Annotated in this window: 19 protein-coding genes; 17 read left to right on the top strand and 2 right to left on the bottom strand. The window is 45.3% G+C overall.

All coding sequences use genetic code 11. From position 1 onward, the window contains the following. The 15 genes from efp to VIN08_RS22170 all read left to right on the top strand — a co-directional run. Positions 1-574 (top strand): elongation factor P (gene efp / locus VIN08_RS22100; protein WP_331969915.1); only part of this gene is annotated, 574 nt, incomplete at its 5' end. Between the two features lie 103 nt (positions 575-677). Beyond that, a complete protein-coding gene (gene accB / locus VIN08_RS22105) occupies positions 678-1,175 on the top strand; it encodes an acetyl-CoA carboxylase biotin carboxyl carrier protein (protein WP_331969986.1) in 498 nt (165 codons plus the stop codon). Positions 1,176-1,282: 107 nt separating this feature from the next. Beyond that, positions 1,283-2,632, top strand: coding sequence for an acetyl-CoA carboxylase biotin carboxylase subunit (gene accC, locus VIN08_RS22110; RefSeq protein ID WP_331969917.1), 1,350 nt, complete (start codon positions 1,283-1,285; stop codon positions 2,630-2,632). A 195-nt stretch (positions 2,633-2,827) separates the two neighbouring features. Beyond that, on the top strand, positions 2,828-4,471 hold the full coding sequence (locus VIN08_RS22115; protein ID WP_331969920.1) for a TldD/PmbA family protein: 1,644 nt from the start codon (positions 2,828-2,830) through the stop codon (positions 4,469-4,471). A 16-nt stretch (positions 4,472-4,487) separates the two neighbouring features. Beyond that, positions 4,488-6,128 (top strand): TldD/PmbA family protein, encoded by a 1,641-nt coding sequence (locus VIN08_RS22120; RefSeq protein ID WP_331969923.1) that lies wholly within the window; start codon positions 4,488-4,490, stop codon positions 6,126-6,128. A 50-nt stretch (positions 6,129-6,178) separates the two neighbouring features. Next, positions 6,179-7,513: a TldD/PmbA family protein gene (locus tag VIN08_RS22125; RefSeq protein WP_331969925.1), complete on the top strand. Its 1,335-nt coding sequence runs from the start codon at positions 6,179-6,181 to the stop codon at positions 7,511-7,513. Positions 7,514-7,983: 470 nt separating this feature from the next. Next, entirely contained in the window at positions 7,984-9,621 is a 1,638-nt protein-coding gene (locus VIN08_RS22130) for a TldD/PmbA family protein (RefSeq protein ID WP_331969928.1), read from the top strand. A gap of 4 nt (positions 9,622-9,625) precedes the next feature. After that, a complete protein-coding gene (locus tag VIN08_RS22135) occupies positions 9,626-10,960 on the top strand; it encodes a TldD/PmbA family protein (protein WP_331969931.1) in 1,335 nt (444 codons plus the stop codon). 139 nt (positions 10,961-11,099) lie between these two features. Next, the gene (locus tag VIN08_RS22140; RefSeq protein ID WP_331969989.1) at positions 11,100-11,723 is read left to right on the top strand and encodes a DUF4159 domain-containing protein; all 624 of its coding nucleotides are present in this window, start codon (positions 11,100-11,102) and stop codon (positions 11,721-11,723) included. Between the two features lie 66 nt (positions 11,724-11,789). Next, complete coding sequence (locus VIN08_RS22145) at positions 11,790-12,794, top strand: MoxR family ATPase (RefSeq protein WP_331969934.1); 1,005 nt, start codon at positions 11,790-11,792, stop codon at positions 12,792-12,794. A 21-nt stretch (positions 12,795-12,815) separates the two neighbouring features. Further along, positions 12,816-13,712: a DUF58 domain-containing protein gene (locus VIN08_RS22150; RefSeq protein WP_331969937.1), complete on the top strand. Its 897-nt coding sequence runs from the start codon at positions 12,816-12,818 to the stop codon at positions 13,710-13,712. After that, positions 13,712-14,956 carry a BatA domain-containing protein gene (locus VIN08_RS22155; RefSeq protein ID WP_331969940.1) on the top strand — a complete coding sequence of 415 codons (1,245 nt, stop codon included), beginning with the start codon at positions 13,712-13,714 and terminating at the stop codon, positions 14,954-14,956. The genes VIN08_RS22150 and VIN08_RS22155 overlap by 1 nt, the downstream gene beginning before the upstream one ends. Then, positions 14,953-17,226, top strand: coding sequence for a hypothetical protein (locus tag VIN08_RS22160; protein WP_331969943.1), 2,274 nt, complete (start codon positions 14,953-14,955; stop codon positions 17,224-17,226). The genes VIN08_RS22155 and VIN08_RS22160 overlap by 4 nt, the downstream gene beginning before the upstream one ends. Then, positions 17,219-18,979: a hypothetical protein gene (locus VIN08_RS22165; protein ID WP_331969946.1), complete on the top strand. Its 1,761-nt coding sequence runs from the start codon at positions 17,219-17,221 to the stop codon at positions 18,977-18,979. Before VIN08_RS22160 ends, VIN08_RS22165 begins: the two co-directional genes overlap by 8 nt. Before the next feature lie 112 nt (positions 18,980-19,091). Next, a complete protein-coding gene (locus tag VIN08_RS22170) occupies positions 19,092-20,438 on the top strand; it encodes an FAD-binding oxidoreductase (RefSeq protein ID WP_331969949.1) in 1,347 nt (448 codons plus the stop codon). Between the two features lie 349 nt (positions 20,439-20,787). Here VIN08_RS22170 and VIN08_RS22175 read toward each other — a convergent pair whose 3' ends face one another. Continuing rightward, positions 20,788-21,390 (bottom strand): DUF3109 family protein, encoded by a 603-nt coding sequence (locus VIN08_RS22175; RefSeq protein ID WP_331969952.1) that lies wholly within the window; start codon positions 21,388-21,390, stop codon positions 20,788-20,790. 34 nt (positions 21,391-21,424) lie between these two features. Then, positions 21,425-22,288 (bottom strand): three-Cys-motif partner protein TcmP, encoded by an 864-nt coding sequence (tcmP, locus tag VIN08_RS22180; protein WP_331969955.1) that lies wholly within the window; start codon positions 22,286-22,288, stop codon positions 21,425-21,427. Between the two features lie 67 nt (positions 22,289-22,355). Between tcmP and VIN08_RS22185 the strand changes: the two genes are divergently transcribed. Together VIN08_RS22185 and VIN08_RS22190 are read left to right on the top strand one after the other, a co-directional pair. After that, positions 22,356-24,614 carry an ATP-dependent helicase gene (locus VIN08_RS22185; RefSeq protein WP_331969992.1) on the top strand — a complete coding sequence of 753 codons (2,259 nt, stop codon included), beginning with the start codon at positions 22,356-22,358 and terminating at the stop codon, positions 24,612-24,614. 320 nt (positions 24,615-24,934) lie between these two features. After that, positions 24,935-25,627, top strand: a complete 693-nt coding sequence (locus VIN08_RS22190) for a DUF4290 domain-containing protein (protein ID WP_331969958.1) — start codon at positions 24,935-24,937, stop codon at positions 25,625-25,627. The last annotated feature ends 6 nt before the right edge of the window (positions 25,628-25,633 follow it).

Below are 25,633 nucleotides of genomic sequence, written 5' to 3' on the forward strand. Positions count from 1 at the left end.
ACCTAAATTTATGGCAACCGTATCCGATCTGAGTAAAGGAAACTTCATGCGCTACAACGGTGAAGTAGTGCAGGTGGAAGAATTACAACACCGCACTCCTGGAAACCTGCGTGCATTTTACCAAATCAAAATGCGTAACGTCAGGAATGGCAAAGTAGCGGAGAACCGTTTTCGTCCTGGCGATGAAGTGGAAATCCTGCGGGTTGAAACCAAAGAATATCAATATCTCTATGCAGATGGCGACAGCCTGGTATGCATGGACAACGAAACGTTTGATCAGATATACCTTGATAAAGCTTTACTGGGCGAATCGGTAAACTATATCAAAGAAGGTGTAACGCTGCTGATCGCGTTTGAGAACGGAGAGAGTGCTATTACAGCAGAAGCTCCTTCGCATGTAGTGATGGAGATCCAATATACCGAACCCGGTGTACAAGGCGATACTGCCACTCGCACATTGAAAGCTGCAACATTAGAAAACGGAGTGGAAGTACGCGTACCGCTTTTCGTAAATACCGGTGATAAAATTAAAATCGATACGCGCACTGGTGACTATATCGAACGTGTAAAATAAACGAAGGATCATGAGCAAAATCCCAGCATCCAAAGCATCCGCTAAAAAAGAAACCAAACCTTCAAAACCTGCGGCTGAAACAGGATCATCAACCCAAGCTGAAATGAAAACATCCGAAATCCGAGACCTCATCGATTTCATCTCCAAGTCAGGTTTGAACGAGGTGGACATCGAGACAAAAGAGCTGAAGCTTCACGTAAAGCGCGAGCCTGATCAGAAAGTATTCAAGTCAAGCCCGGTAATTACTCCGGTAGCAGCAACAGCTCCTGTAGCACAGGCAACTCCTATAGCACAAACACCTGTAGCAGCGGCTCAACCAAAAGCTGCAGCTGCAGAAGCAGCACCTGCTTCCGGTAAAAAGACAGTAGAGATCAAATCACCGATGATCGGTACATTCTATCGCTCTGCTAATCCGGACACACCTGCATTTGTTTCCGTTGGCGATAAAGTTACCAAAGGACAAACCGTATGTATCATTGAAGCGATGAAGCTCTTCAATGAGATCGAATCGGAAGTATCCGGTACGGTTATCAAAGCAATGGTAGAAAACTCTTCTCCGGTAGAATACGATCAGGTACTGTTTGTAGTAGAGCCTGATTAATTGAATCAAAGACATAGTAAGGTTCAAGGTCTGAGGTTGCTGCATATATACTTTGCACAGCCCTATACCTTGAACCTTAAACTTTCAACATTGAACGAGATAAGCTTATGTTTAAGAAAATACTTATAGCGAACCGTGGTGAAATCGCTTTGCGCGTTATCCGTACCTGCAAAGAGATGGACATCAAAACTGTAGCTGTATACTCCACTGCGGATCGCGAAAGCCTTCACGTACGTTTTGCTGATGAAGCCGTATGTATCGGTGATGCACCCAGTAAAGATTCTTACCTCAATATACCGCGTATCATTTCGGCAGCCGAAATTACCAACGCAGACGCTATACATCCGGGCTACGGATTTCTATCGGAGCGTGCTGAGTTCTCGGCTATATGCCACGAGTACGGTATAAAATTTATCGGCCCCACGCCTGCCATGATCAACGCTATGGGCGACAAGTCTACAGCAAAAGATACCATGAAGAAAGCAGGTGTGCCTACTATACCCGGCTCTGACGGATTGCTTTCTTCGATTGAAGAAGGTATAAGCCTGGCAAAAGATATAGGCTACCCGGTAATTGTAAAAGCAACTGCCGGTGGTGGTGGTAAAGGTATGCGCATCATTAACGATGAATCGGAATTCAAGAAAGCATGGGATGATGCCAAGCGTGAAGCCGGTGCTGCCTTTGGTAACGATGGACTATACCTGGAAAAATTCGTAGAAGAACCTCGTCACATCGAGATACAGGTAATGGGCGATCAGTATGGTAAAGTATGTCACTTATCAGAACGCGATTGCTCTATACAACGCAGACACCAGAAACTGGTAGAAGAAACTCCTTCTCCTATAGTTAGTCAGGAGTTGCGCGAGCGTATGGGTGAAGCTGCTATTAAAGGAGCGAAAGCTATAAATTACGAAGGTGCCGGCACGATCGAGTTCCTCGTAGACAAGCATGGCAATTTCTACTTTATGGAGATGAACACACGTATCCAGGTAGAGCACCCGATTACCGAAGAAGTTACTGACTACGATCTGATCAAAGAACAGATCAAGTCTGCAGCCGGTGTACCAATCTCCGGAACAAATTATTTCCCAAACCTGTATGCGATGGAATGCCGCATCAACGCAGAAGATCCTGCGAATGGTTTCCGTCCTTCACCCGGTAAAATTCTGAACCTTCATTTACCCGGAGGTCATGGTGTACGTGTAGATAGCCACGTATATGCAGGATATACTATACCTCCTAACTACGATAGTATGATTGCCAAGCTGATTGTAAGCGGCCAGTCACGCGAAGAAGTTATTACGAGAATGAAACGTGCCTTGAGCGAGTTTGTGATTGAAGGTATAAAAACAACTATACCTTTCCACCTGGCGCTGATGGATAACCCTACATTCCGTTCCGGTAAATTTACCACGAAGTTCCTGGAGACTTCATTTGATTTCTCGGTGATCAAATAAGCGATGCACCATGCATCTCGTGCATACACGCGAGAAAATTTTTCTCCCCTGTCGCGCGGGATTCGAAAACGATGTACAACGAGTGCGACTACCACTCACATAATCTAATAGCAAAGGATACCATTTTCGGTATCCTTTTTTGCTTTTTGGATAACTTACTATCTGAATAACTCTTAAACCTTAACTTCGATAACCTTGAAAAGACGAGACTTCGTTCAACTCGCTGGGTTAGGTATAGGCGGGATGCTGTTACCTTTCCCTACCTTGGGTAATCCGGTTCCGGTAGAGGCATTGTTGGATTCTCCCCTGGATACATCGCAGAAAAAACAACTGGCAGATGTAGCGCTGAACACAGCCAAAGGAGCGGGTGCAACCTATGCTGATATCCGTATAGGCCGGAACCTCAATCAATTTATTATGACACGCGAAAACAAGGTGCAGAACCTCGTCAACACCGAATCGTTTGGTGCTGGTATACGCGTGATCGCCAATGGTACCTGGGGATTTGCAGCAACTAATACTGTTACTGCCGATGGCATCAAGAAAGCAACACTGCAGGCAGTGGCTATCGCGAAGGCCAACTCTAAATTTCAGAAAGAGCCGGTAAAGCTCGCTCCGGTAAAAGGTTATGGCGAAACCACCTGGAAAACGCCTATACAGAAAAATGCATTCGAAGTTCCGGTATCAGAAAAAACAGATTTACTCTTAAAGGCAAACGCAACGGCACTACAGAACGGTGCCAGCTTTGTTAACTCCAACCTGTTCCAGATCAACGAGCAAAAATACTTTGCTTCTACAGAAGGCTCCTATATCGATCAGGATATACATCGTATATGGCCAACCTTTACTGTATCGGTTGTAGATCGTGCATCAGGTAAATTTAAAACACGCGATGCGTTGAGTGCACCGATGGGCCTCGGCTATGAGTATATGATACCAAAGGCTGAAGATAAAGTAAAAGGTATAGGAGGCACTATGCTATATCGTAACAGCTACGATATGGTGGAAGATGCCGGTATAGCAGCGAAGCAGGCGAAAGAGATGATCACTTCCGCTAAGTCCGTAGAGCCGGGTAAATATGACCTGGTGCTTGAACCGAATCACCTCGGCCTTACGATACACGAATCGGTTGGTCACCCGACAGAACTCGATCGGATACTCGGTTATGAAGCAAACTATGCCGGAACAAGTTTTGCCACACTGGACAAACTGAAGTCGGGCACATTCAAATACGGAAGCAACCTCGTAAACATCTTTGCCGATAAAACACAACCGGGCTCACTCGGTGCTGTAGGCTACGATGACGAAGGCGTTCAAACCAAACGCTGGGACATTATTAAAGAAGGTGTCTTTGTTAACGTACAGGCTATACGCGATCAGGCTCATATACTCGGCCAGAACGAATCGCACGGCTGCTGCTATGCGCAGAGCTGGAGCGATGTACAGTTCCAACGCATGCCAAACGTATCATTAGCTCCGGGTAAAACACCGTATAGTCCGGAACAAATGATAAAAGATGTAGAGAAAGGTATATATATAGCGGGGCGTGGTTCCTTCTCCATCGATCAGCAGCGCTATAATTTCCAATTCGGAGGCACTGTATTCTACGAGATCAAGAACGGCCAGATAGCGGGCATGCTCAATGATGTAGCATATCAATCCAATACACAAGAATTTTGGAATAGCTGTGCGAAGATCTGTGATGAAAAAGATTACAGGCTCTTCGGATCTTTCTTCGATGGCAAAGGACAGCCCTCACAAGTGAGCGCAGTATCGCACGGCAGTGCCACTACACGCTTCAATGGTGTGAACGTTATTAATACAGGCAGAACCATCTAACCAAACCTATAAGCCAATGAAGCGAAGAGACTTTATGCAGTTAGCCGGAATGGGTGCAGGCGCTATGCTCCTCCCGATGTCCGCCTTCTCCAATCCGGTGGACCCGGCCCGCATGCTGGAGCCCATCATGGATGCCAGGCAGAAAAAACAACTCGCAGATGTAGCCTTAAATACGGCTAAATCACTGGGCGCAACCTATGCCGATGTTCGTATAGGAAGATACCTCAACCAGTTTGTTATTACGCGCGAGAAGAAAGTACAGAACATCGTAAACACCGAATCGTTTGGTGTAGGTATACGGGTAATTGTAAACGGAACCTGGGGCTTTGCTGCCAGCAACAACGTTACACCCGATGGCATGAAGAAAACAGCCGAGCGTGCTGCTATCATTGCCAAAGCCAATTCCAAATTTCAGAAAGAACCGGTAAAGCTCGCTCCTGCACAATCGTATGGAGAAGTGAGCTGGAAAACTCCGATCAAGAAAAATGGTTTTGAAGTACCGGTAAAAGACAAAGTAGATTTACTTATGAACGCGAATGCAAAAGCCCTTGAAAAGGGGGCAAGCTTCGTGAACAGCCTCATGTTTCTGGTGAACGAACAGAAATACTTTGCTTCTACCGAAGGCTCCTATATAGACCAGGATATACATCGTACATGGCCTAGCTTTACGGTAACCATGATCGATCGCGCATCGGGCCAGTTCAAGAATCGCGCGGCCTTCAGCGCACCCGTTGGTATGGGCTATGAATATCTGGATGCACGCCCCGAAGACAAGATCGAAGGTCCCGGTGGAATTATACTCTATAACAAATCGTACGATATAGTAGAAGATGCTGGTATGGCTGCCGAACAAGCCAAGCAGATCATCTCCGCTAAATCCGTAGAGCCGGGTAAATATGATCTTGTACTCGAACCATCACACCTGTGGCTCACCATTCACGAATCGGTTGGTCACCCTACAGAGCTGGATCGTGTACTCGGTTATGAAGCAAACTTTGCCGGCACAAGCTATCTCACATTGGATAAGTGGAAGTCGGGCAAATTCAACGCAGGCAGCAAGGTGGTAAACTTCGTAGCCGATAAAACACAACCCGGATCACTCGGTGCAGTAGCATACGATGATGAAGGCGTAAAATGTAAATCGTGGGATATCATTAAAGATGGTGTACTGGTTAACTACCAGGCTATACGCGACCAGGTAAATATCATCGATCAGAAAGAATCGCATGGATGCTGCTACTCGCAGAGCTGGAATGATGTACAGTTCCAGCGTATGGCCAACATATCGCTGCAGCCCGGCAAGGAGCAGGTAACACCACAGCAGATGATCGCCAATGTTGAGAAAGGTATATATATCGTGAAAGACGGTTCCTTCTCCATCGATCAGCAACGCTATAACTTCCAGTTCGGAGGCGTGTTGTTCTTCGAGATCAAGAATGGAAAGATCGCGGGTATGCTGAAAGATGTAGCCTACCAGGCAAACTCACAGGAGTTCTGGAACTCGTGCGTGCAGATATGCGATGAACGCGACTATAGATTGAACGGAGCCTTTAACGATGGTAAAGGACAACCGAGCCAATCCAATGCCGTGTCGCATGGCTCTGCTACATCACGCTTCAATGGTATAAACGTGATCAACACCGGGCGTACTATATAAGTATGTCGTCCCCAAAAATCATTTGAAACCTAAACTAAATTTGTAAATACATGGCCATCCTTTCAAAAGAAGAAGCTAAGAAGATACTGGAGAAGGTGATCAGTTTCTCCAAAGCAGATGGTTGCTCCGTGAGCCTCAATGGCAACGACCGCGGCAACATCCGCTATGCACGCAACAGTGTTTCCACTTCCGGTGAAGACAGCAACATTGTATTGGCAGTGCAATCATACTATGGTAAAAAATCCGGCTCTGCTACAATTAACGAGTTCGATGATGCATCACTCGAAAAAGTAATAAGACGCTCTGAAGAACTTGCCAAACTCGCTCCGGAGAACCCCGAGTTTATGGAACCGCTGCCGCAGCAAACCTATGGACCGGAATCCAAAACATTTTCGGATGCTACTGCGAAAATCACTCCCGACTATCGCGCACAAGCTGCGGCTGATAGTATAAATCCCGCTGCTGCCAAAGATGTAACGGCTGCAGGCTATCTCGAAGACAGTCGCGGGTTCTCGGCAATCATGAACAGCAAAGGTTTATTTGCCTATAACAAATCTACGAGTGTTGACTTTACCGTAACGATGCGCTCGAATGATGGAACAGGTTCTGGCTGGGCTGCTGCCGATCTTAACGATGTAAGCAAGCTTAACGCTGCTGATGTATCCAAGATCGCGATCGACAAATCATTGATGTCGCGCAACGCCAAGGCTATCGAACCGGGTAAATATACGGTTATACTCGAGCCGTCAGCCGGTGCCGATCTTATTCGCCTGATGCTGAATATGAATGCACGCCAGGCCGATGAAGGACGAAGCTTCCTGTCGAAAAAAGGTGGTGGCACCAAGCTCGGTGAAAAACTGGTGGATGAAAGAGTAAATATATATACCGATCCGTGGCACGAAGAAGTACCGGCTTCACCGTGGGCAGGCGATGGACTTGCACGCAAGAAGATGGATCTTATCCGCAATGGTACGGTGGCAAACCTGATCTATGATCGTTACTGGGCATCGCAGAAAAATGTAGAGCCTGTACCATTCCCGGGGAATGCAATCATGGACGGTGGAAATGCATCGCTGGAAGATATGATCAAAGATACCAAGAAAGGTATATTGGTAACACGCTTCTGGTATATACGTCCCGTTGATCCGCAGACGTTGTTATATACTGGTTTGACCCGCGATGGAACTTTCTACATCGAGAACGGCAAGATCAAGCACCCGATCAAGAACTTCCGTTTCAACGAAAGTCCGATCATTATGCTGAACAACCTGGAAACACTGGGCCAGCAGAAACGTGCCGTAACGAGCGAAGGCGGAACAAATGTATATATACCCTACCTGAAGATACGCGACTTTACCTTCAGCAGTTTATCTGACGCAGTATAATATATACACTATATTTTCATGAGGCTGTTCGATAATGGGACAGCCTCATTTTTTTAGGTCCACACGAATGCAAGCATGCAGAGGAAAGTATAAAGCAAAAAGTGAAAGGCTGCATCTATACTTCCCGGATTTTTTTCCCGCAGATCGCGCTGATGAACGCAGATAAATATATATTAGCGAATGCAGAACAACGATCAACGAATATTGAATACCAAAATGAAACTCGTAGCGTTAAGACGCGTTGAATAAATTTTATTTCGCGCAGAATTAATCAGATAATACACACCTGCTCACTCACACACTCCGATAGCCCGCGGCCAGAAGCCAGCAGCTATATTTGAAATATTGAACAAGGAACATCGATTAACGAATGTTGAAGTATAAATGCACACTCCTATCACGCTCTCACACGCTAGTAGCTAGTGGCTCGTAGCCAGCAGCTATTCAAACTAACCCCATAACAATCCTTTATGAAACGCAGAGACTTTATTCAACTTGCAGGCATGGGAGCTTCGGCTGCTGTGCTGGCTGGTATTCCGTCTTTCGGGAAAGCCATTCCTCCCGAGCGGGCGCTGGAGACCATTGATGTAGCACAAAAGAAACAGATGGCCGATGTAGTACTTAACGCGGCCCGCAGTAAAGGTGCTACCTATACCGATGTGCGCATAGGACGCTATCTTAATCAGTTTATCATTACCCGTGAAGACAAAGTAGAGAACATTGTCAACACCGAATCGTACGGTATGGGGATACGCGTGATTGCCAATGGTAGCTGGGGCTTTGCTGCTACCGACAAACTCGACAAAGACAGTATAGCGAAAGCTGCTGAACTTGCAGTAGCTATAGCAAAAGAAAACTCGCGATTACTTACCGAGCCAGTGCAACTCATTCAGCAGAAAGGTTATGGTGAAGTAAGCTGGAAAGCGCCAATCGAAAAAAATTCATTCGAAGTACCGATCAAAGAAAAAGTTGATCTGCTGCTGGGCGTAAATGATGCTGCTATAAAAGGTGGAGCAAACTATATCAACTCATTCCTCTTCATGGTAAATGAGCAGAAGTATTTTGCTTCTACCGATGGCTCCTATATTGACCAGGATATACATCGCATCTGGCCAACGTTCTTCATTACAAAGATCGATGCTACCACCGGTAAATTTGAAACGCGCAATGCGCTAAGTGCACCGATGGGTATGGGCTATGAATATCTCAGCGCACGTCCGCAGGATAAAATCAAAGGCCCCACTACCCTATATAAAGGTCGCTACGATATGATTGAAGATGCACGATTAGGTGCAGCACAAGCTGGCGAAAAACTGAAAGCTAAATCTGTTGAAGCCGGTAAATATGACCTTATCCTTGATCCATCGCACTTGTGGTTAACGATACACGAATCAGTAGGTCACCCGACTGAACTGGATCGCGTGCTGGGTTATGAAGCAAACTTTGCCGGAACCAGTTTCCTCACACTTGATAAATGGCAGTCGAAGAACTTTAACTTTGGCAGCAAGATGGTAAACCTCTTTGCCGATAAACAACAGGTTGGTTCACTGGGTGCTGTAGGGTATGATGACGAGGGCGTACAGTGCGGCCGTTGGGATTTAGTAAAAGACGGTATACTGGTAAATTACCAGGCTATACGCGACCAGGCGCACATCATCGGTCTGAATGCATCGCAGGGATGCTGCTATGCCGATAGCTGGAGCAGTGTACAATTCCAGCGCATGCCGAATGTATCGCTGCAGGCCGGTAAAGAAAAGAAGAGTATAGATGACCTGATCAAAAATGTAGAGAAAGGTATATATATCATTGGCGATGGTTCTTTCTCCATCGATCAGCAACGCTATAATTTCCAGTTTGGCGGACAACTCTACTACGAGATCAAGGATGGTAAAATAGCCGGTATGCTAAAAGATGTAGCCTATCAGGCCAACACCAAAGAATTCTGGAACTCCTGTGTCGGTATAGCCGATGAATCTGATTTTCGTTTAGGTGGCTCATTCTTCGATGGCAAAGGTCAGCCAATGCAATCAAGCGCTGTCTCGCATGGTTCATCCACTGCGCATTTCAAAGGAGTGAATGTTATTAACACATCAAGAAATATCGGATAACACTATGGCTATACTTACAAAAGATGAAGCACAGGCTTTACTAAAGAAAGTACTGAGCTATTCCAAAGCAGATGAATGCGAAGTAAATATTTCCGGCAACGACAGTGGCAATATCCGGTATGCACGCAACGCAGTGTCTACCAGCGGTAATGTAAGTCAGACTACACTGGTTGTATCTTCTGCCTATGGTAAAAAACTGGGCACTGCCACCATCAACGAATTTGATGATGCATCGCTGGAGAAGGTAGTAAGACGCGCAGAAGAACTGGCGCAGCTTGCTCCCGAGAATCCGGAATTTGTATCCTTCCTCGGTCCGCAAAAATATGCAGAAGCTATCACCTATATACCGGCTACCGCGGCTATCACACCCAAGCAACGCACCGATGCAGTGGCACAAAGTTTACAGGTATCAAAAGATAACAAACAGGTAGCAGCTGGTTTTCTCGAAGACAATCGCGGCTTCTCGGCCATGATGAATTCGAAAGGATTATTTGCCTACAATACCTCTACCAATGTAAATTTCTCGGTAACCGTTCGCTCTGCCGATGGCACAGGCTCCGGCTATGCTACGCGCGGCTATAACGACATTACTAAACTCGACACGAAAGCAGCGACTGAAATTGCTACACAGAAGAGTATGAAGTCGGTAGCAGCCAAAGCGATCGAGCCCGGTAAATATACTGTTATACTGGAGCCTGCAGCAGCAGCTGTATTGCTCGAAAGAATTTTGTTTGATCTCGATGCACGCCAGGCGGATGAAGGACGCAGCTCCTTTAGTAAAGCCGGTGGCCAGACACGCCTCGGTGAAAAGCTGATGGACGAACGCGTAACTATATATTCTGATCCGCTGAATCCTGAATTGCCTTCGAGTACCTGGACAGGCGATGGACGTCCGCAGGAAAAAACAATCTGGATTGAAAAAGGCGTAGTAAAGAATTTTACTTACTCACGCTACTGGGCCGAGAAGAAAAAAGTAAAAGCTATACCGGGGCCTGACAGCTTTATCATGGAAGGTGGCACCAAATCGCTGCAGGATCTGATAGCCGGCACCAAGAAAGGTATACTGGTAACACGCCTCTGGTATATACGCGATGTAGATCCGCAGACCTTATTGCTCACCGGTCTTACACGCGATGGAACTTTCTATATTGAGAACGGCAAGATCCAGTACCCAATCAAGAACTTCCGTTTCAACGAGAGCCCGATCATTATGCTCAACAACCTGGAAGAGCTGGGCAAAGTAGAGCGTACCGTGAGTGTGGAGTCCAACAACAATTACCTGATACCACCGCTCAAGATCCGTGACTTTACGTTCACGAGCTTGTCGGATGCTATCTGATATAGGATAACCATCATACGAAAAGTCCCTCATTATCGAGGGACTTTTCATTTCAGCGTTTCCGAATTCGTTACAGTTATCCACTTATATAAATTTACTTTGCCATTCGGCAAAAAACTGCAACTTGCAGAGACTATATATGTACGCGGCTCCCAAGTTTTTCTTTACACGCCTCCAGTATGAATCCGGTGACTGGGATGTTGATCAGCGCATGCCCGCTAACGTGCTCAATTCCCTGATAGAGTATACAACACTAAAAGTAGATACTCAGGAAAACATTATACCACTCAGTGGTGATAAGATATTCAGTTGTCCGTTCTGCTACCTGAGTGGCCACAAGCTGGTAGAGTTTACAGCCGCAGAACGTGCTAACTTTGAGAAATACGTACGCAACGGAGGCTTTGTATTTGTCGATGATTGCAACCACGATATAGACGGGCTCTTTGCCAAATCGTTTGAGTCGCAGATGGAAGTTATCTTCGGAGCGAGTGCGCTCAAGAAAATTCCCAACAACCATCCGCTATACTCGATGTTCTTTACCTTTGAAGGACCACCCACTACTTCGCAGGAACTGAATGGCTGGGGCGATGATATCGTACACGATTACCTGAAGGCCATTGAGATAAATGGAAAGATTGCTGTGCTCTATAGCAACAAAGATTACGGCTGCGAATGGGACTACGACTTCCGTAACAAACGCTTCTACAAAATAGACAACACCCGCTTCAGTGTAAATATAGTAATGTATGCACTGATGCGATAGAAGTAAGTATATATATACTATCAAAACATAAACACGTAAACACATACGCACCTAAACACAACGAACGTGAACCCATTAAAAGAAGTAGAACAATCTGTGCAGAGCATCATTGAGAAACTGGGTGCATTGAAGCAGGAGATCGGTAAAGTAATTGTAGGACAAACAGAAACGGTCGATCAGTTGCTGATTACTTTTCTGGCCGGAGGACATGCTTTGCTCGAAGGTGTTCCCGGACTGGCCAAAACACTGATGATCCGTTCGCTCTCCGAAGCCATTGATCTTCCTTTCAGACGTATCCAATTTACGCCCGACCTGATGCCTTCGGATATTATTGGTACGGAGATACTCGAAGAGGATCACACAACCGGTAAACGATTTTTCAAATTCAACAAAGGTCCGCTCTTCGCCAATATTATACTGGCCGATGAGATCAACCGTACATCGCCCAAAACACAATCCGCATTACTCGAAGCGATGCAGGAATTTTCCGTTACCTATGGTGGTGTAACGTATCCGCTGGAGCGACCATTCTTTATACTCGCTACACAAAACCCGATCGAGCAGGCTGGTACATTTCCTTTACCGGAAGCACAGCTCGACCGCTTCCTGCTATATATCAAGATCGGTTACCCGACAGCTGAAGAAGAAACGGCTATACTCGAGAGCACTACCGGTAAAAAGAAAACACAGATCAACAAAGTACTGGATGGTAACGAAATAAAAGAAGCACAGAACCTCGTGCGCGAAGTACATATCAGTCGTGATCTGATAGAGCGCGTAAGCAGCATTGTGCGACTCACACGTCCGGATACCAGCACACCGTATGTAAAAGACTGGGTGCGCTGGGGAGCTGGTCCGCGTGCCGGGCAAGCGATGATCATGACCGCCAAAGCGCGCGCCTTGCTGCACGGTAATTTTGCCGTTACACTGGAAGACATTGAGCGTGTAGCCTATCCGGTACTTCGCCACCGTATACTCATGAACTTCCGCGCAGAAGCCGAAGGTGTTACCTCCGATAATGTTACCAAACATTTGCTGGAGCACGTGAGTACAAAAACAAAGTCTATATAGGTATAATTCGTCATCTATAGCATGAACCCGCAGATACGATCGCTGTTAAAGCCGGAAGTGATCAACACCGTAAATGGGTTGGAGTTGATTGCGCGCGTGATCGTGGAAGGATTTATGAGCGGCAGTAACAAAAGCCAGGCAGTAGGTGCCGGCCAGGAATTTAGCCAGTATAGAAGTTATGAACCCGGTGATGACTTGCGCATGCTCGATTGGAAAATGTATGCACGCTCGGGCCGATACTATATACGGCAGGCTGATATAGAAACCAACATCACGGTAAAATTCATGCTCGATGCCAGCCATTCGATGATGTATACCGAAGATGGACTGAGTAAATTTCAGTATGCCAAGGTAATGATTGCAGCCCTCGCCTACCTGGCGCGCAAGCAAAGTGATGCCTTTGGTTTATTTACTGTGAATGAAAAAAATATACAGGAAGTACATCCGCGTTTTGAGCAGCAACAGTTCATGCGCTTTCTGCATATACTCGCTACTGTAAAAAGCGAAAGCACCTGGCGCAAAAGCAGCGGGCTTGAACATCTATACGATCATCACGGAAAAGAGATGATCATCTTTGTGACTGACTTATACGATGACAACAACGATCTTCTCCAATTCATCAGCCGATTAAAAACTATACGCAACGAAGTAATTGTATTTCATATACTCGGCAAACAGGAAACTTCGCTCGACTTCAACGGCTCTTTTACCTTTGAAGATCTTGAAACCGGCACGCGCACCAAAGTAGAAACCCTTACGCAGCAAAAACAATATACCGATCGCATCCAACAATGGATCAGCCAGTCGCGCAGTTGGATGCTGGAAAAACAGATCAGCTACGAGTTGGTAAATATGAATGATCCGTTTGAAACAACCCTTCGTAATTTTTTAAAGATCAGAAAAACCCTGGCACGTTAATGCAGTTTACCAATCCTATATGGCTGTGGGCACTCAGTGGTTTAGCGATACCAGTAGCTATACATTTGCTGAGTCGCAAGGAAGGTAAAGTGATCTATATCGGCAGCCTTCGCCACCTGGAAGAATCGAACACACGACAGTTCCGGGCAATCAAGCTAAACGAGATATTGCTGTTGATTCTTCGGTGTATACTGATCTCGCTGGTGGTATTGCTGCTGGCAGGATTAACTATATCCTATACTTCTTCAAAACCATCGCGATGGCTGGTGATAGAGCCTGGCATAGAGCAAACTTCATCAATCGCATCATTAACCGATAGCCTCACCGTGGCAGGGTATGAAAAACATTATCTCTCGCAGGGATTTCCCATAGAGATCGATACAACAGCAAAGGCGGTATCAAACTATTGGTCACTTATACATCAACTACAATCAAAAGCTATAGCAGATATAGTAGTAATATCCCGCTCACGGCAGAACGATTTTGATGGTGAATACACAACACTCCCATCCAACATTCACTGGATAACTGCAGATAACGCTGAATCAAAAAGTATACTCTTTGCTCAACGCTCTAAAGCAGATTCTTCGGTTGTACGAACGAGTAAAAGCAATAGCATGGAAACATCCTATAGTTATCAGAAAGTGAGTATAGCGGCTTCCGACACAATCAAGCTTCAGTTACGTGATACACTCACAATAACAATCGCGACAAATCAGGCCTTTCAATACGATGCCCGTATAGTGGAAGCTTCCCTGCAAGCTATAGCCGAAGTACCGGCACCCATAAAAGTTACTATTACAACAACCGAGAACTTTCAATATATACCTTGCCACTGGCTCATCTGGTTATCCGAAAAAACTATACCGGTAAAAGACAAGTGCAATAGCATTGTGTTGCGAAAAAATCCTGCTGCCTCTTCCCTGTTTGTACGCCAAGGAGCACAACATCCCTATCAACAATGGCAATTAACTTCTGCACTCACGGTTGATCACGCATTGCAGGAACATCTTTCCACGCAATTAGCAGCTATACTATTGGCGAACGATGCCATCCGTACTGCTTCTGCCCGGGCTGATCACCGGACGTTACCGGAAGCTTTCTTAAAAACGGATTCTTTGTCTTCTACTACCAATACACTCCAGGCCGAAACAAAATCGACATCACTCGATAACTGGCTCTTGATCCTGATCGCGCTGATGTTGTTAACCGAACGACTCGTATCTTATCAACGCAATCAATGAGCCATACCGAGGCACGATATCAACTGCAACAGCTTACGCGGAAATATAAAAACCTTCGTATGGGTGAAGCATTCCTGCTGGCCGTTGCACTTGCCTGTATATCGTTTGCTATACCATACTCTTTTAATATACCGGCAGGTATCTGTCTTGCATTCGCAGTAATGGGAGGCATAATTATATTTCTGTACCGATGTGAGCAGCTTCGTCTTTTTCAGCTACAGGAACAAAACGTAGCGGCTTACCTCAACCAGCAATTCACAACGCTACAAAACAGCAGCGATCTGTTATTGAAAGATGCTGATGATCTCAGCCGGTTACAGCAACTGCAAAAGATAAAAACAACAGCAGCATTCGAAGCGCTGTATCCCTCCATACAGCTTCCGCACCGATTGCTACAGGCAGGTGGTATATGTATGCTCAGTATCGCCATTGCATTTACCTTAACATCTTTTGCACCGCTAATTCAATATATACCTTCTGCAAAACCGGCAGCACAAAGCACTTCTTCCTCAGAAAATATACCTCCGCCACCGGCACAGGTAAAGCAGGCACGTATTGTTATTACACCACCTGCCTACACCAAACTTCCATCACAATCAACTACGGGTTGGTCACTTACGTTACCCGAGGGCAGCACAGTTACATGGAACGTACAGTTTACGGCCGATGTAAAAGAACCATCATTATTATTTTCCGGCAAAGAAACAGTGCGCATGAAAGCAGATCAACCGGAAGGCTATACGCTCAGACGTGCTATACAGGAAACCGGATTTTATCAATTAGCATGGACTACCTCCGCAGGAGAAGTAAAGCACTCTGATTTTTATAAACTCGAAGTAACAAAAGATCAGGCACCGGTAATTACTATTAACAAGCTTAATCAATTTACCGAACTGGCCTTTAGCGATAAACCTGTGATCGATGTATATGCTACCCTGCAAGACGATTACGGTTTAGACAACGCGCACATCATTGCTACGGTAAGTAAAGGCAGTGGCGAATCGGTAAAGTTCAGAGAAGATAAATTATTTTTTGAAAAACCTGCCGCTATAGCCGGTAAACGTCTCGATGCAACACGCAGACTGGACCTGATCAAACTCGGCATGGAGCCTGGCGATGAACTATATTTCTACGTTGTTGCCTTCGATAACAAACAGCCTCTGCCGAACCGCACCCGTACGGAAACATACTTTATATCTTTACAAGACACTACCCAACAGGAAACGGTTATTGATGACGGTCTCGGTGTTGACCTGATGCCGGATTACTTCCGAAGCCAGCGACAAATTATTATTGATACCGAAAAATTACTGAAAGAGAAAAAGCAAATCACAAAAACTAACTTTCAATCGAAGAGTAATGAGTTAGGATACGATCAGAAAGTATTACGCCTGCGCTACGGAGAATTTCTGGGCGAAGAATTTGAATCCGGTATAGGGCCACAGGAAAATCCTGCAGAAGAAGATCACGACCATGAAGAGGAAGATATAGCGAAGAAGTATGGTCACGTGCACGATAAAGAAAATGAACACAACCTGGTGCAGGAAAAGAAGAGTGAACCAGAACATCACCACCATGGCGAAAGTAAAGACGGTGAAGACAAGAATGGTATACCGGCAGGTTTTGTACATGAACACGACAGTGAAGAAGAAGCAACATTCTTTACACAATCTATACGTGCCAAACTAAAAGCTGCGCTTACCATTATGTGGGATGCAGAACTTCACTTGCGCCTGTATGAACCGGAGAAGTCATTACCGTTTCAGTATAAAGCATTGAAGCTGTTGAAAGAGATCAGCCAGGATTCGCGTATCTATGTACACCGCACAGGCTTCGATCCTCCTCCGCTGAAGGAAGAGAAACGCATGACGGGTGATCTGAGCGAAGTAAAGAGTGCTACAGCAAACGCATCGCCTGCGCGAAATGAAAATTATACAGCCATTCGCGAAGCCCTGAAGGCAACAGCGTTAGCACTGGCAGCCGATAGCCTTACCGTTAGCAACACGTTGAAGAAACGTTTAACATTGGCCGGACAAGAGCTTGGTAAATTAGCGATAGCAGAACCCGGAGTATATTTAAAAAGCTTGTCGCTGATACGCGCGCTCACCGAGAATGAATTGAAACCAACCGAGCAACGCCCGGCTTTGAAGACTATACAAACATCCTTATGGAAAGCTTTACCGGATGCCCCGGCATCTCCGGCTGCTGCAGCGCAGGCGTTGCACACACTCGACCGAACCTTTATTAAAAAGCTGGAAGCACATGAATGATCTGTCGCTCGCGCTGCATCCTGCACCGGAAGGATGGTGGTTTATAGGTATACTCACACTGCTCGGCATCTTTCTTCTCTGGAAGGAATTGAAACGGACTATACGTTTTACCGGCCTGCGCATGGCTGCTGTCGTAATAGCTCTGCTGGCTATAGCAGCATTATCGCTGCGACCATCTTTCAAAACAAAAAAAGAATCGACTGCTATATTGCTTACGGATGGCTACACGAAAGAACAAGCTGACAGCCTTTACAAAGTACACCCATCCTGGCAGTACTTTCATTTAGCCAATGCAAAAGCATACAAAAAATCGATTCCGCTTTCATCTGTAAATGATATTTCTACTATCGCAAGCGATATTCGAATTGTATTGGGAAATGGTTTACCTGCCACAGGCTGGAAGCAACTGCCTTCGGCATCGGTGCAATATATACCGGGCAACACTCCGGAGGGCGTTACTGAATTGCATATACCTCAAGCTATATTTACTCACCACGAAGCTATCGTATATGGAACCTATACATTGGCAGGCAATAAAACAACACTCGTACTGAAATCACCGGCTGGTGAGGAAGATTCGGTTACACTACAGAAAAATGGCACATCTACTTTTTCGCTTGCATTTACTCCGCGCCAATCCGGAAAGTTCTTGTATCAATTAGTAATCAAAGAGCGTGAACGAACCATCACAGAAGAGATCCCGCTAGTTGTTCACGATGACACACCCTATACTATATTATTCCTGCAGCAACAACCTACTTTCGAAACACAATACCTGAAGAGTTTTCTGGCCCGGCAGCATCACCGTGTTGTAGTACGATCGCAGTTGTCAAGGAATATATACCGGCACGAATATATCAATCATCCGAATATACCCGTCACCACACTTTCAACGAAAACGCTGAAAGACTTCGACCTGGTAATTCTGAATACAGAAACCTGGCAAGCATTATCCTCCTCCGAAGTAAAAGCGTTGGAAGATGCTGTCTCCACCGGATTAGGTGTATTACTCTTGATGCAGGAACCAGGCAACAGAAGTATACAGCGACTGATTCCCTGGGGAACATCGCCTGCAAAGACCGACACAACGTCTGTTATACTTCACCATAAACCCTATACACTTGCTATAGCACCTTTCACTATTACCAGCGATGCTTCACTTCAAAGTATTATGCGTAACAAGCGTGGTATAGCATCAGGCTTTGGTTATAAAGGTGTTGGTAAAGCAGGCTTCCAGTTATTGCAGAGCACCTATCCGCTTTTGCTACAAGGAGACTCTATTGCCTATAGCAAAATATGGTCGCCCGTGCTGGAGCAACTGGCGCGTAGCCGTTCCGTTGATAATGCTGTTAGAATTATATCCGCATTCCCGCTCTATGCGAATGCCCCGGTTACCGTGGAGCTGATCACAACCGGCAACAAACCAGCATTAACAGACGACAGCATTGCATTGCCATTAGCAGAAGACGCACGCATCGATGATCGTTGGGAAGCAACTACGTGGCAGAGAAATCCGGGATGGCATATACTTACTACACATGATTCGCTTACACATCCATACTATATATCGCGCGAAAATGCCTGGCAGTCGCTGCATGCTGCTAACCTGGTGCGCTTATCACATCAATATGGTATTGCTATCAATCAATCCGGCAGTCATGAACAAATCATTTATAAACCCGTGTCGCCACTGATTTTTTATAGCCTGTTATTACTGGCGCTGGCAGTGCTTTGGTTCGCACCGAAACTATAACTATACAAGCATCTTCAACGTATTTAGATCGTTAGCAGAAGTTCATCGTGCACAACAGGCAGATGTATTGGAATAATCTGCTATTTTCGCAACGTCTATAGTTAGTTCAAGTATGCACCCAACAGAAGAAACCCTCTCCGGCTGGGGAAATATCCCTGCCAATCTCAGTAAGGTTGTGTACCCGCGCGTCATCAGCGATGTTAAGGGAACACTTACCTTCAACAAATTACTTCCCCGCGGACTCGGCAGAAGCTATGCCGATCAGGCTACCAATCTGAATTATACCATTGTAAAAATGGAGAAGCTCAATCGCTTCATTTCATTTGATGAAGAGAAAGGTATATTGGAATGTGAAGCGGGTGTTAGTCTCGAAGACATCATTCAATACCTTACACCACGCGGCTGGTTTCCAATGATCACACCGGGAACAAAGTATATCACTATTGGTGGTGCTATCGCCAACGATGTGCATGGTAAAGCACATCATGCTGATGGTTCGTTTGTAAACTGTGTATATGATTTCACCATTCTGCTGGCAGATGGCCGTATAGTAAAAGCAAGTCGCGATGAAAACAGTGATCTGTTCTGGGCCAACTTCGGTGGACTTGGTTTGTTAGGAACAATTCTCACGGCCCGAATACAATTGCGAAAAGTAGAAACAACCTACTTTGTACAAAAAGCTGTGGCCGCTCCCAACCTGGATGCCATGCTGTTGGCCATCGATGAAAGCGATAAAGACTATAGCTCATCCGTTGCGTGGCTCGATTCGATGGCGAAGGGTAAACATCTGGGCCGCGGTGTACTCACCATGGGCAATCACGCGAAGCTGGCTGACCTGCCTGCTAATTTAAAAGCTGATCCGCTAAAGCTGGGTAAGAAAGCAAAGCTTACCGTTCCCTTTTATATGCCGAGCTTTACACTCAATACATTGTCGGTAAAGTTTCTGAACACGGCACTATATTTCATGCAGAAGGGTGGCAAACCCATTGCGCATTACGACAAATTCTTTTATCCGTTGGATATGATCAACAACTGGAACAGAGGCTATGGTAAACGTGGCTTTATTCAATACCAGTTTGTATTGCCGATGGAGAACGGTAAAGAAAATATACGGAAGATTCTTACGGAGATCACACAAAGTAATTGTGTGCCGTTTCTGAATGTACTCAAGAAATTTGGTAAAGGTCAGGGTGGATTACTATCATTTCCCTTCGAAGGATATACTTTCGCGATCGACTTCCCGATCAAGAATCAGCTAAAGCCTTTTACCGAGAAACTCGACAAGATGGTACTCGACATGGGCGGACGTATATATTTAGGTAAAGATGCTTACCTGGATGAAGCTACGTTCAAAGCGATGTATCCGCAGTATAAAGAGTGGCTGGAGATCAAACGCAAATACGATCCGAATAATATATTCAGCTCTGATCTATCGAGGAGAATCGGACTGGAACTATAGCTTTTAAGCCGAAAGCGTAAAGTTGAAAGTGAAAAGTGTGGAACATCATCACTTCAACATTCGTTGATCGGTGTTCCTTGTTCGATATTCAAATGCAAAATATTTCCCACGGAATTCACAGAATTTCACAGAGTAAAATGCAGTTATTTCCCGCAGGTTAACGCAGATAAAATATAAGTAGAAAGCCGAAAGCGTAAAGCTGAAAAAGTGGAAGCATCGTCACTTCAACATTCGTTGATAGGTGTTCCTTGTTCGATATTCAGTTTCTCGCATAATTGCGCAGAAGCATATAAGCATAAAGCTGTAAGCCGAGAGTCATAGCTTTAAGCTTTCCACTTTCAGCTTTAAACTATTTCTTCCTGCTCTTCTTCGGTTTCTCTTCTTCTTTCGGTTGTGTCTCGATTACTTCAACGAGTTCGTTATACCACTTCTCTCCGTATTTACGAATGAGTGGGTCTTTGAGGAATTTATATACTGGCACCTGCAGTTCTTTTCCCAACGCACAGGCTGGCGAGCAGATGTGCCACTTGTGATAATTAAGGGCTTCGAAGTTTTTCTTGGAGGTGATACGGATCGGGTATAAATGGCAGGAGATCGGTTTCTTCCATTTGATCTTGCCATCGAGGTATGCCTGCTCAATGCCGCACTTTAATATTCCCTTCTTGTCATATATAGCATATACACACTCACGGCCATCGATTACCGGTGTGCAAAGCTCACCATCATCATCGGTAGTGTGTGTACCTTCTTTTTCTATAACCTTGATCCCCTCTTTGGAAAGGTAGGGTTTTACAATCGGGTATATTTCCTCGAGTATGGCAAGTTCGTCTTCATCCAGAGGCGCACCAAAGTCACCTTCTACGCAGCAGGCACCTTTACATTTATCCAGGTTGCAGACAAATTCTTTTTCTACAACATCATCGGATACCAGAACTTCTCCAACTTTTATCATGACGCAAAGTTACAATTTTAGATGTTAATACGGATCACCACAATTCAAACTGCACGTGCTCGCTTTCCTGCACGTCATTCAACACAGCTTTGGTCGAAAATTTCTTCGAAAAGAAACCTATATAGAACGCTGGCAGCTCCATCAGCCTCGATTCCACCTTGTGAACCGAGAGCGCTGTGTTCAACCCGAGCATCAGCATATTGTTTTGATAGATCCTCACTATATGTTTATAGAACTGCTGGTTGCCCTGCACTTTCGTTAATCGTTGCAGATCAGCAATACCGAGAAATCGTTTTATCTGCGCGGCATGTTCTTCCAGGTAGTATGTATGATTCATCCGCTGATTCATCATCCACGTAAGTGGCATCAGGAAACTAAAACCCTGCGAAGCAAGTTTATCTATTGTTGCATAAGGAATTTCCAGCGAGAATGGATCGACCAGGCAGAGCACAGCGGTTTTGTTACCGCGCGCAGGTTGTGGAATAACAGACCTGAGTTTATCGGCCAGTTCATCAACTGGTTCATCCAGTATCATCACATTTTTATTCCGGAAGTATTGCGTTACACGATGTTGTAAAGCATGTCGCTGGTCGTGATCACGCTCGCAGAAAATCCAGCGCGACACCGGTAAGTTTGATGAGAGTAATGACAGGCAGGCTCCTGCAAATATTTCTTTCTGATGCCCGAAAGAATACAGACCACTGCCTGCACATAAATCAACGAATACAATTTCGTCAGCTCTTCCGGAAGCATTTGCTATGAATGATTGAACGTAACGCTCGATAAGCTGAACCTTTACTTTAAACCAGGATTCTACTGCGGTAACGCTTAAGCCATCGGGCTGAAAAAATGAAGCCTGGGTAATAGGTTTGGAGTTCAATGAAAAAGTTTTTTTCAAAAGTACTGAAGGTTGAAATTGATTAAAAGGAAGTCAACCTTTAATGTTTAATTTGCGCCCTGATATGATCGACTATTTAGAAACCCTGAACGAACCTCAACGCGAAGGCGTACTCACCACCGATGGTCCCTGCATGCTCATTGCAGGTGCGGGCTCTGGCAAGACGCGTGTACTCACCTATCGCATCGCATATTTAATTCAACAGAAAAATGTTGATCCGTTTAGCATTATGGCGCTGACCTTTACCAACAAGGCGGCAAAAGAAATGCGCGAGCGTATTGAAAAAGTTGTAGGCCACGATGCGCGTAATTTATGGATGGGAACTTTCCACTCGGTGTTCTCCAGAATATTGCGTGCTGAAGCGCATCACCTCGGTTATCCGCATGACTTCACGATCTACGATACGGACGATTCCAAAACGCTTATAAAAAATATCGTGAAGGAAATGGGTCTTGACGATACAGTATATAAGCCAAGTACAGTATATAATCGCATCTCTTCGGCAAAGAACAAGTTGATTGGCCCGGAAGATTACCTGCGCAATGCAGAGTTAATGGGCGATGATGCCGCTAACCTTCGCCCGGAGATCGGTAAAATATACAGGACTTACGCCATGCGCTGTTTTAAATCGGGCGCAATGGATTTTGATGACCTGCTCTTTAACACCGATAAACTTTTCAAGGAACATCTTGAAGTATTGAATAAATACCAGCATCGCATTCAATATGTACTGGTAGATGAGTTTCAGGATACCAACCTGTGCCAGTATTTCATCATCCGTAAACTCGCCTCTGTAAAAGAAAATGTTTGCGTGGTGGGTGACGATGCCCAGAGTATATATGCTTTCCGCGGTGCGGACATCACGAATATACTCAACTTCGAGCGCGACTATCCTGATCTGAAGATCATCAAGCTGGAGCAGAACTATCGCTCCACACAAAATATAGTGCAGGCCGCCAACTCGGTAATAAAACGTAACCGTGCGCAGCTTCCTAAAAATGTATGGACTGCCAACGAAGATGGTAATCTCATTGAGCTGATCAAGGCTGTATCCGACAATGAAGAAGGAAGACTGGTGGCTACCTCGATCTTCCAGGAGCGCATGCAGTTCCAGTTAAAGTTCAGCGACTTCGCTATACTCTATCGCACCAACAGTCAGTCGCGCGCCATAGAAGAAGCGCTGCGCAGAATGAACATCAAGTATAAAGTTGTTGGTGGTCTCTCCTTCTATCAGCGCAAGGAGATCAAAGATATACTGGCTTATCTCCGTTATGCGATCAACCAGCAGGATGAAGCATCGTTCAGAAGAATTATCAATTTACCCAAGCGTGGTATAGGAGATTCTACCGTAGACAAGATTGTGGTGGCTGCGAATGATCACGGCACTTCTATCTGGGAAATATTACAGAACTCCACACCGTTTGTTGGCGGGCGTGTAGCCGGACCGGTTGATGATTTCGTAGCGATGATAAAGCGCTTCACCCTCGAAGTGCAACGCAAGGATGCTTACGAAGCCGCGTTTGAAATTGCCAAAGGCTCAGGTTTACTGCGCGAGCTCTACGAAGACAAAACGGTGGAAGGATTAAGCCGTTATGAAAACGTTCAGGAATTACTGAACGCTATAAAAGAATATGTAGATGATCCGGAGCGCCAGGATAAAACACTGGGTGCTTTCTTACAGGAGATCTCGTTAGTTACCGGTCAGGATGAAGATAAAGATAAAGATCCCGACAAGGTAACACTCATGACCATTCACATGGCGAAAGGTCTTGAGTTCAAGTATGTATATATGGTAGGAATGGAAGAAGACCTCTTCCCTTCGCAGATGATGATCAGTAGTCGTGCCGACCTGGAAGAAGAGCGAAGGTTATTTTATGTAGCCATCACACGCGCGCAAAAGCGACTGTTCCTCTCCTATGCACTTACACGCTATCGCTTCGGACGTTTGAAGAATTGCGAGCCCAGCCGTTTCCTGGATGATGTTGATCAGAGCTTTATAAAGGTAAGCACCAAGTTCGCAGGACTTGAGTCTGCACCACCAAGCAGCCAGTATGCCAAGAACCTGGTTACAGGTATAAAGAAGACAGTTGCTTCTGCACCACCGGCTCCGAAGGCAACAACGTATAAAGCACCTGCCGATTTTGTTCCGAGCGATACATCGGCTTTGAAAGAAGGCATGAAAGTAGAGCACCCGAAGTTCGGGTTCGGCACCGTATTGCAGATGGATATGTCGGGGGCTGATCGTAAAGCAAAGATCAACTTTACTGAAATTGGCGAAAAAACTCTGCTATTGAGCTTTGCCAAGCTTCGTATCGTAGAAAACTGATTTTGGTGTTTTTATATAATCCTGTAGCTTTGTTTGTCAGTGGAAGTGAAGAAAACAAACTTCCAGAACTGACAGCAAGCAATCTGACTACGCAGTGGTGGAAATAAAACCCAGGAAGTTGTTGGGTAAAACTGATCTGATCACCAAGTTTGGAAAAACTATTCACAGACATCTGCTACTTTACAGCAAAGTATACATCGCTCAAAGCATTGACTCCCTTCCGATAGCCTGTGCGATGTATAACAGATGCAATACTTTGTAACGAACGATAAACGCCTAAGGGCCATTAAAGAAATACCAATAATACTTATCAGGAATTTATGATCGGAGAATACAACACCCAACGTCCGGGTATCATTTTAAAAGAGTACGGACGCAACGTTCAGAAACTGGTAGAATACATCAGAAGTATACCGGATAAAGAAAAGCGCACTGAGCTATCCTATACACTGATAGAGCTTATCAAACAACTTACTCCCACGATTAAGGAACAAGGTGATGATCCGCAGCGTATGTGGGATGACCTGTATATCATTGCTGATTTTAACCTGGATGTAAACAATCCATTCCCGGTACCGGAGCGTGAGATCCTTTTCAAAAAGCCCATGAAAGTGGAGTATCCGCAGAGTAATATCCGCTTCAAGCATTACGGTAAGAATATTGAAAAGCTTGTGAAGGAAGCGTTGAAGAAAGAAGATCCGCAGGAACGCCAGGATGCCATTATATACCTTGGCAAACTGATGAAAACTTTCTACGCTAACTGGAACAAGGAACCATTGGATGACTCTGTTATCCTGCGTGATATCAACCAGATGTCAGGTGGTGCATTGAACATGACCATCGATAAAGTACGCGAAGACAATCTGTTCGAAAAACTATACAAGGAGCGCAAGAAGGTAAGACCACAAGGCAATGGTGGTCATCAGCACCAGCGCTCGCAAGGAGGCGGACATCGTCCGTTCAATAAGAACAAAGGTGGCGGCCAAAATTTCCGCAGAAGAAGAGACCAGTAGTCAGGT

The sequence above is a fragment of the Ohtaekwangia sp. genome (assembly GCF_036568665.1).
In the GTDB taxonomy this organism is placed as follows: domain Bacteria; phylum Bacteroidota; class Bacteroidia; order Cytophagales; family Cyclobacteriaceae; genus Ohtaekwangia.

Excerpts from the sequence above, each read along its gene's own strand:
- VIN08_RS22155 (WP_331969940.1), top strand. The coding sequence starts at position 13,712 with ATGCAGTTTACCAATCCTATATGGCTGTGGGCACTCAGTGGTTTAGCG.
- VIN08_RS22130 (WP_331969928.1), top strand. The coding sequence starts at position 7,984 with ATGAAACGCAGAGACTTTATTCAACTTGCAGGCATGGGAGCTTCGGCT.
- VIN08_RS22165 (WP_331969946.1), top strand. The coding sequence starts at position 17,219 with ATGAATGATCTGTCGCTCGCGCTGCATCCTGCACCGGAAGGATGGTGG.
- VIN08_RS22160 (WP_331969943.1), top strand. The coding sequence starts at position 14,953 with ATGAGCCATACCGAGGCACGATATCAACTGCAACAGCTTACGCGGAAA.
- accC (WP_331969917.1), top strand. The coding sequence starts at position 1,283 with ATGTTTAAGAAAATACTTATAGCGAACCGTGGTGAAATCGCTTTGCGC.
- VIN08_RS22170 (WP_331969949.1), top strand. The coding sequence starts at position 19,092 with ATGCACCCAACAGAAGAAACCCTCTCCGGCTGGGGAAATATCCCTGCC.
- VIN08_RS22125 (WP_331969925.1), top strand. The coding sequence starts at position 6,179 with ATGGCCATCCTTTCAAAAGAAGAAGCTAAGAAGATACTGGAGAAGGTG.
- VIN08_RS22190 (WP_331969958.1), top strand. The coding sequence starts at position 24,935 with ATGATCGGAGAATACAACACCCAACGTCCGGGTATCATTTTAAAAGAG.
- VIN08_RS22120 (WP_331969923.1), top strand. The coding sequence starts at position 4,488 with ATGAAGCGAAGAGACTTTATGCAGTTAGCCGGAATGGGTGCAGGCGCT.
- VIN08_RS22150 (WP_331969937.1), top strand. The coding sequence starts at position 12,816 with ATGAACCCGCAGATACGATCGCTGTTAAAGCCGGAAGTGATCAACACC.
- VIN08_RS22135 (WP_331969931.1), top strand. The coding sequence starts at position 9,626 with ATGGCTATACTTACAAAAGATGAAGCACAGGCTTTACTAAAGAAAGTA.
- VIN08_RS22175 (WP_331969952.1), bottom strand. The coding sequence starts at position 21,390 with ATGATAAAAGTTGGAGAAGTTCTGGTATCCGATGATGTTGTAGAAAAA.
- accB (WP_331969986.1), top strand. The coding sequence starts at position 678 with ATGAAAACATCCGAAATCCGAGACCTCATCGATTTCATCTCCAAGTCA.
- VIN08_RS22140 (WP_331969989.1), top strand. The coding sequence starts at position 11,100 with ATGTACGCGGCTCCCAAGTTTTTCTTTACACGCCTCCAGTATGAATCC.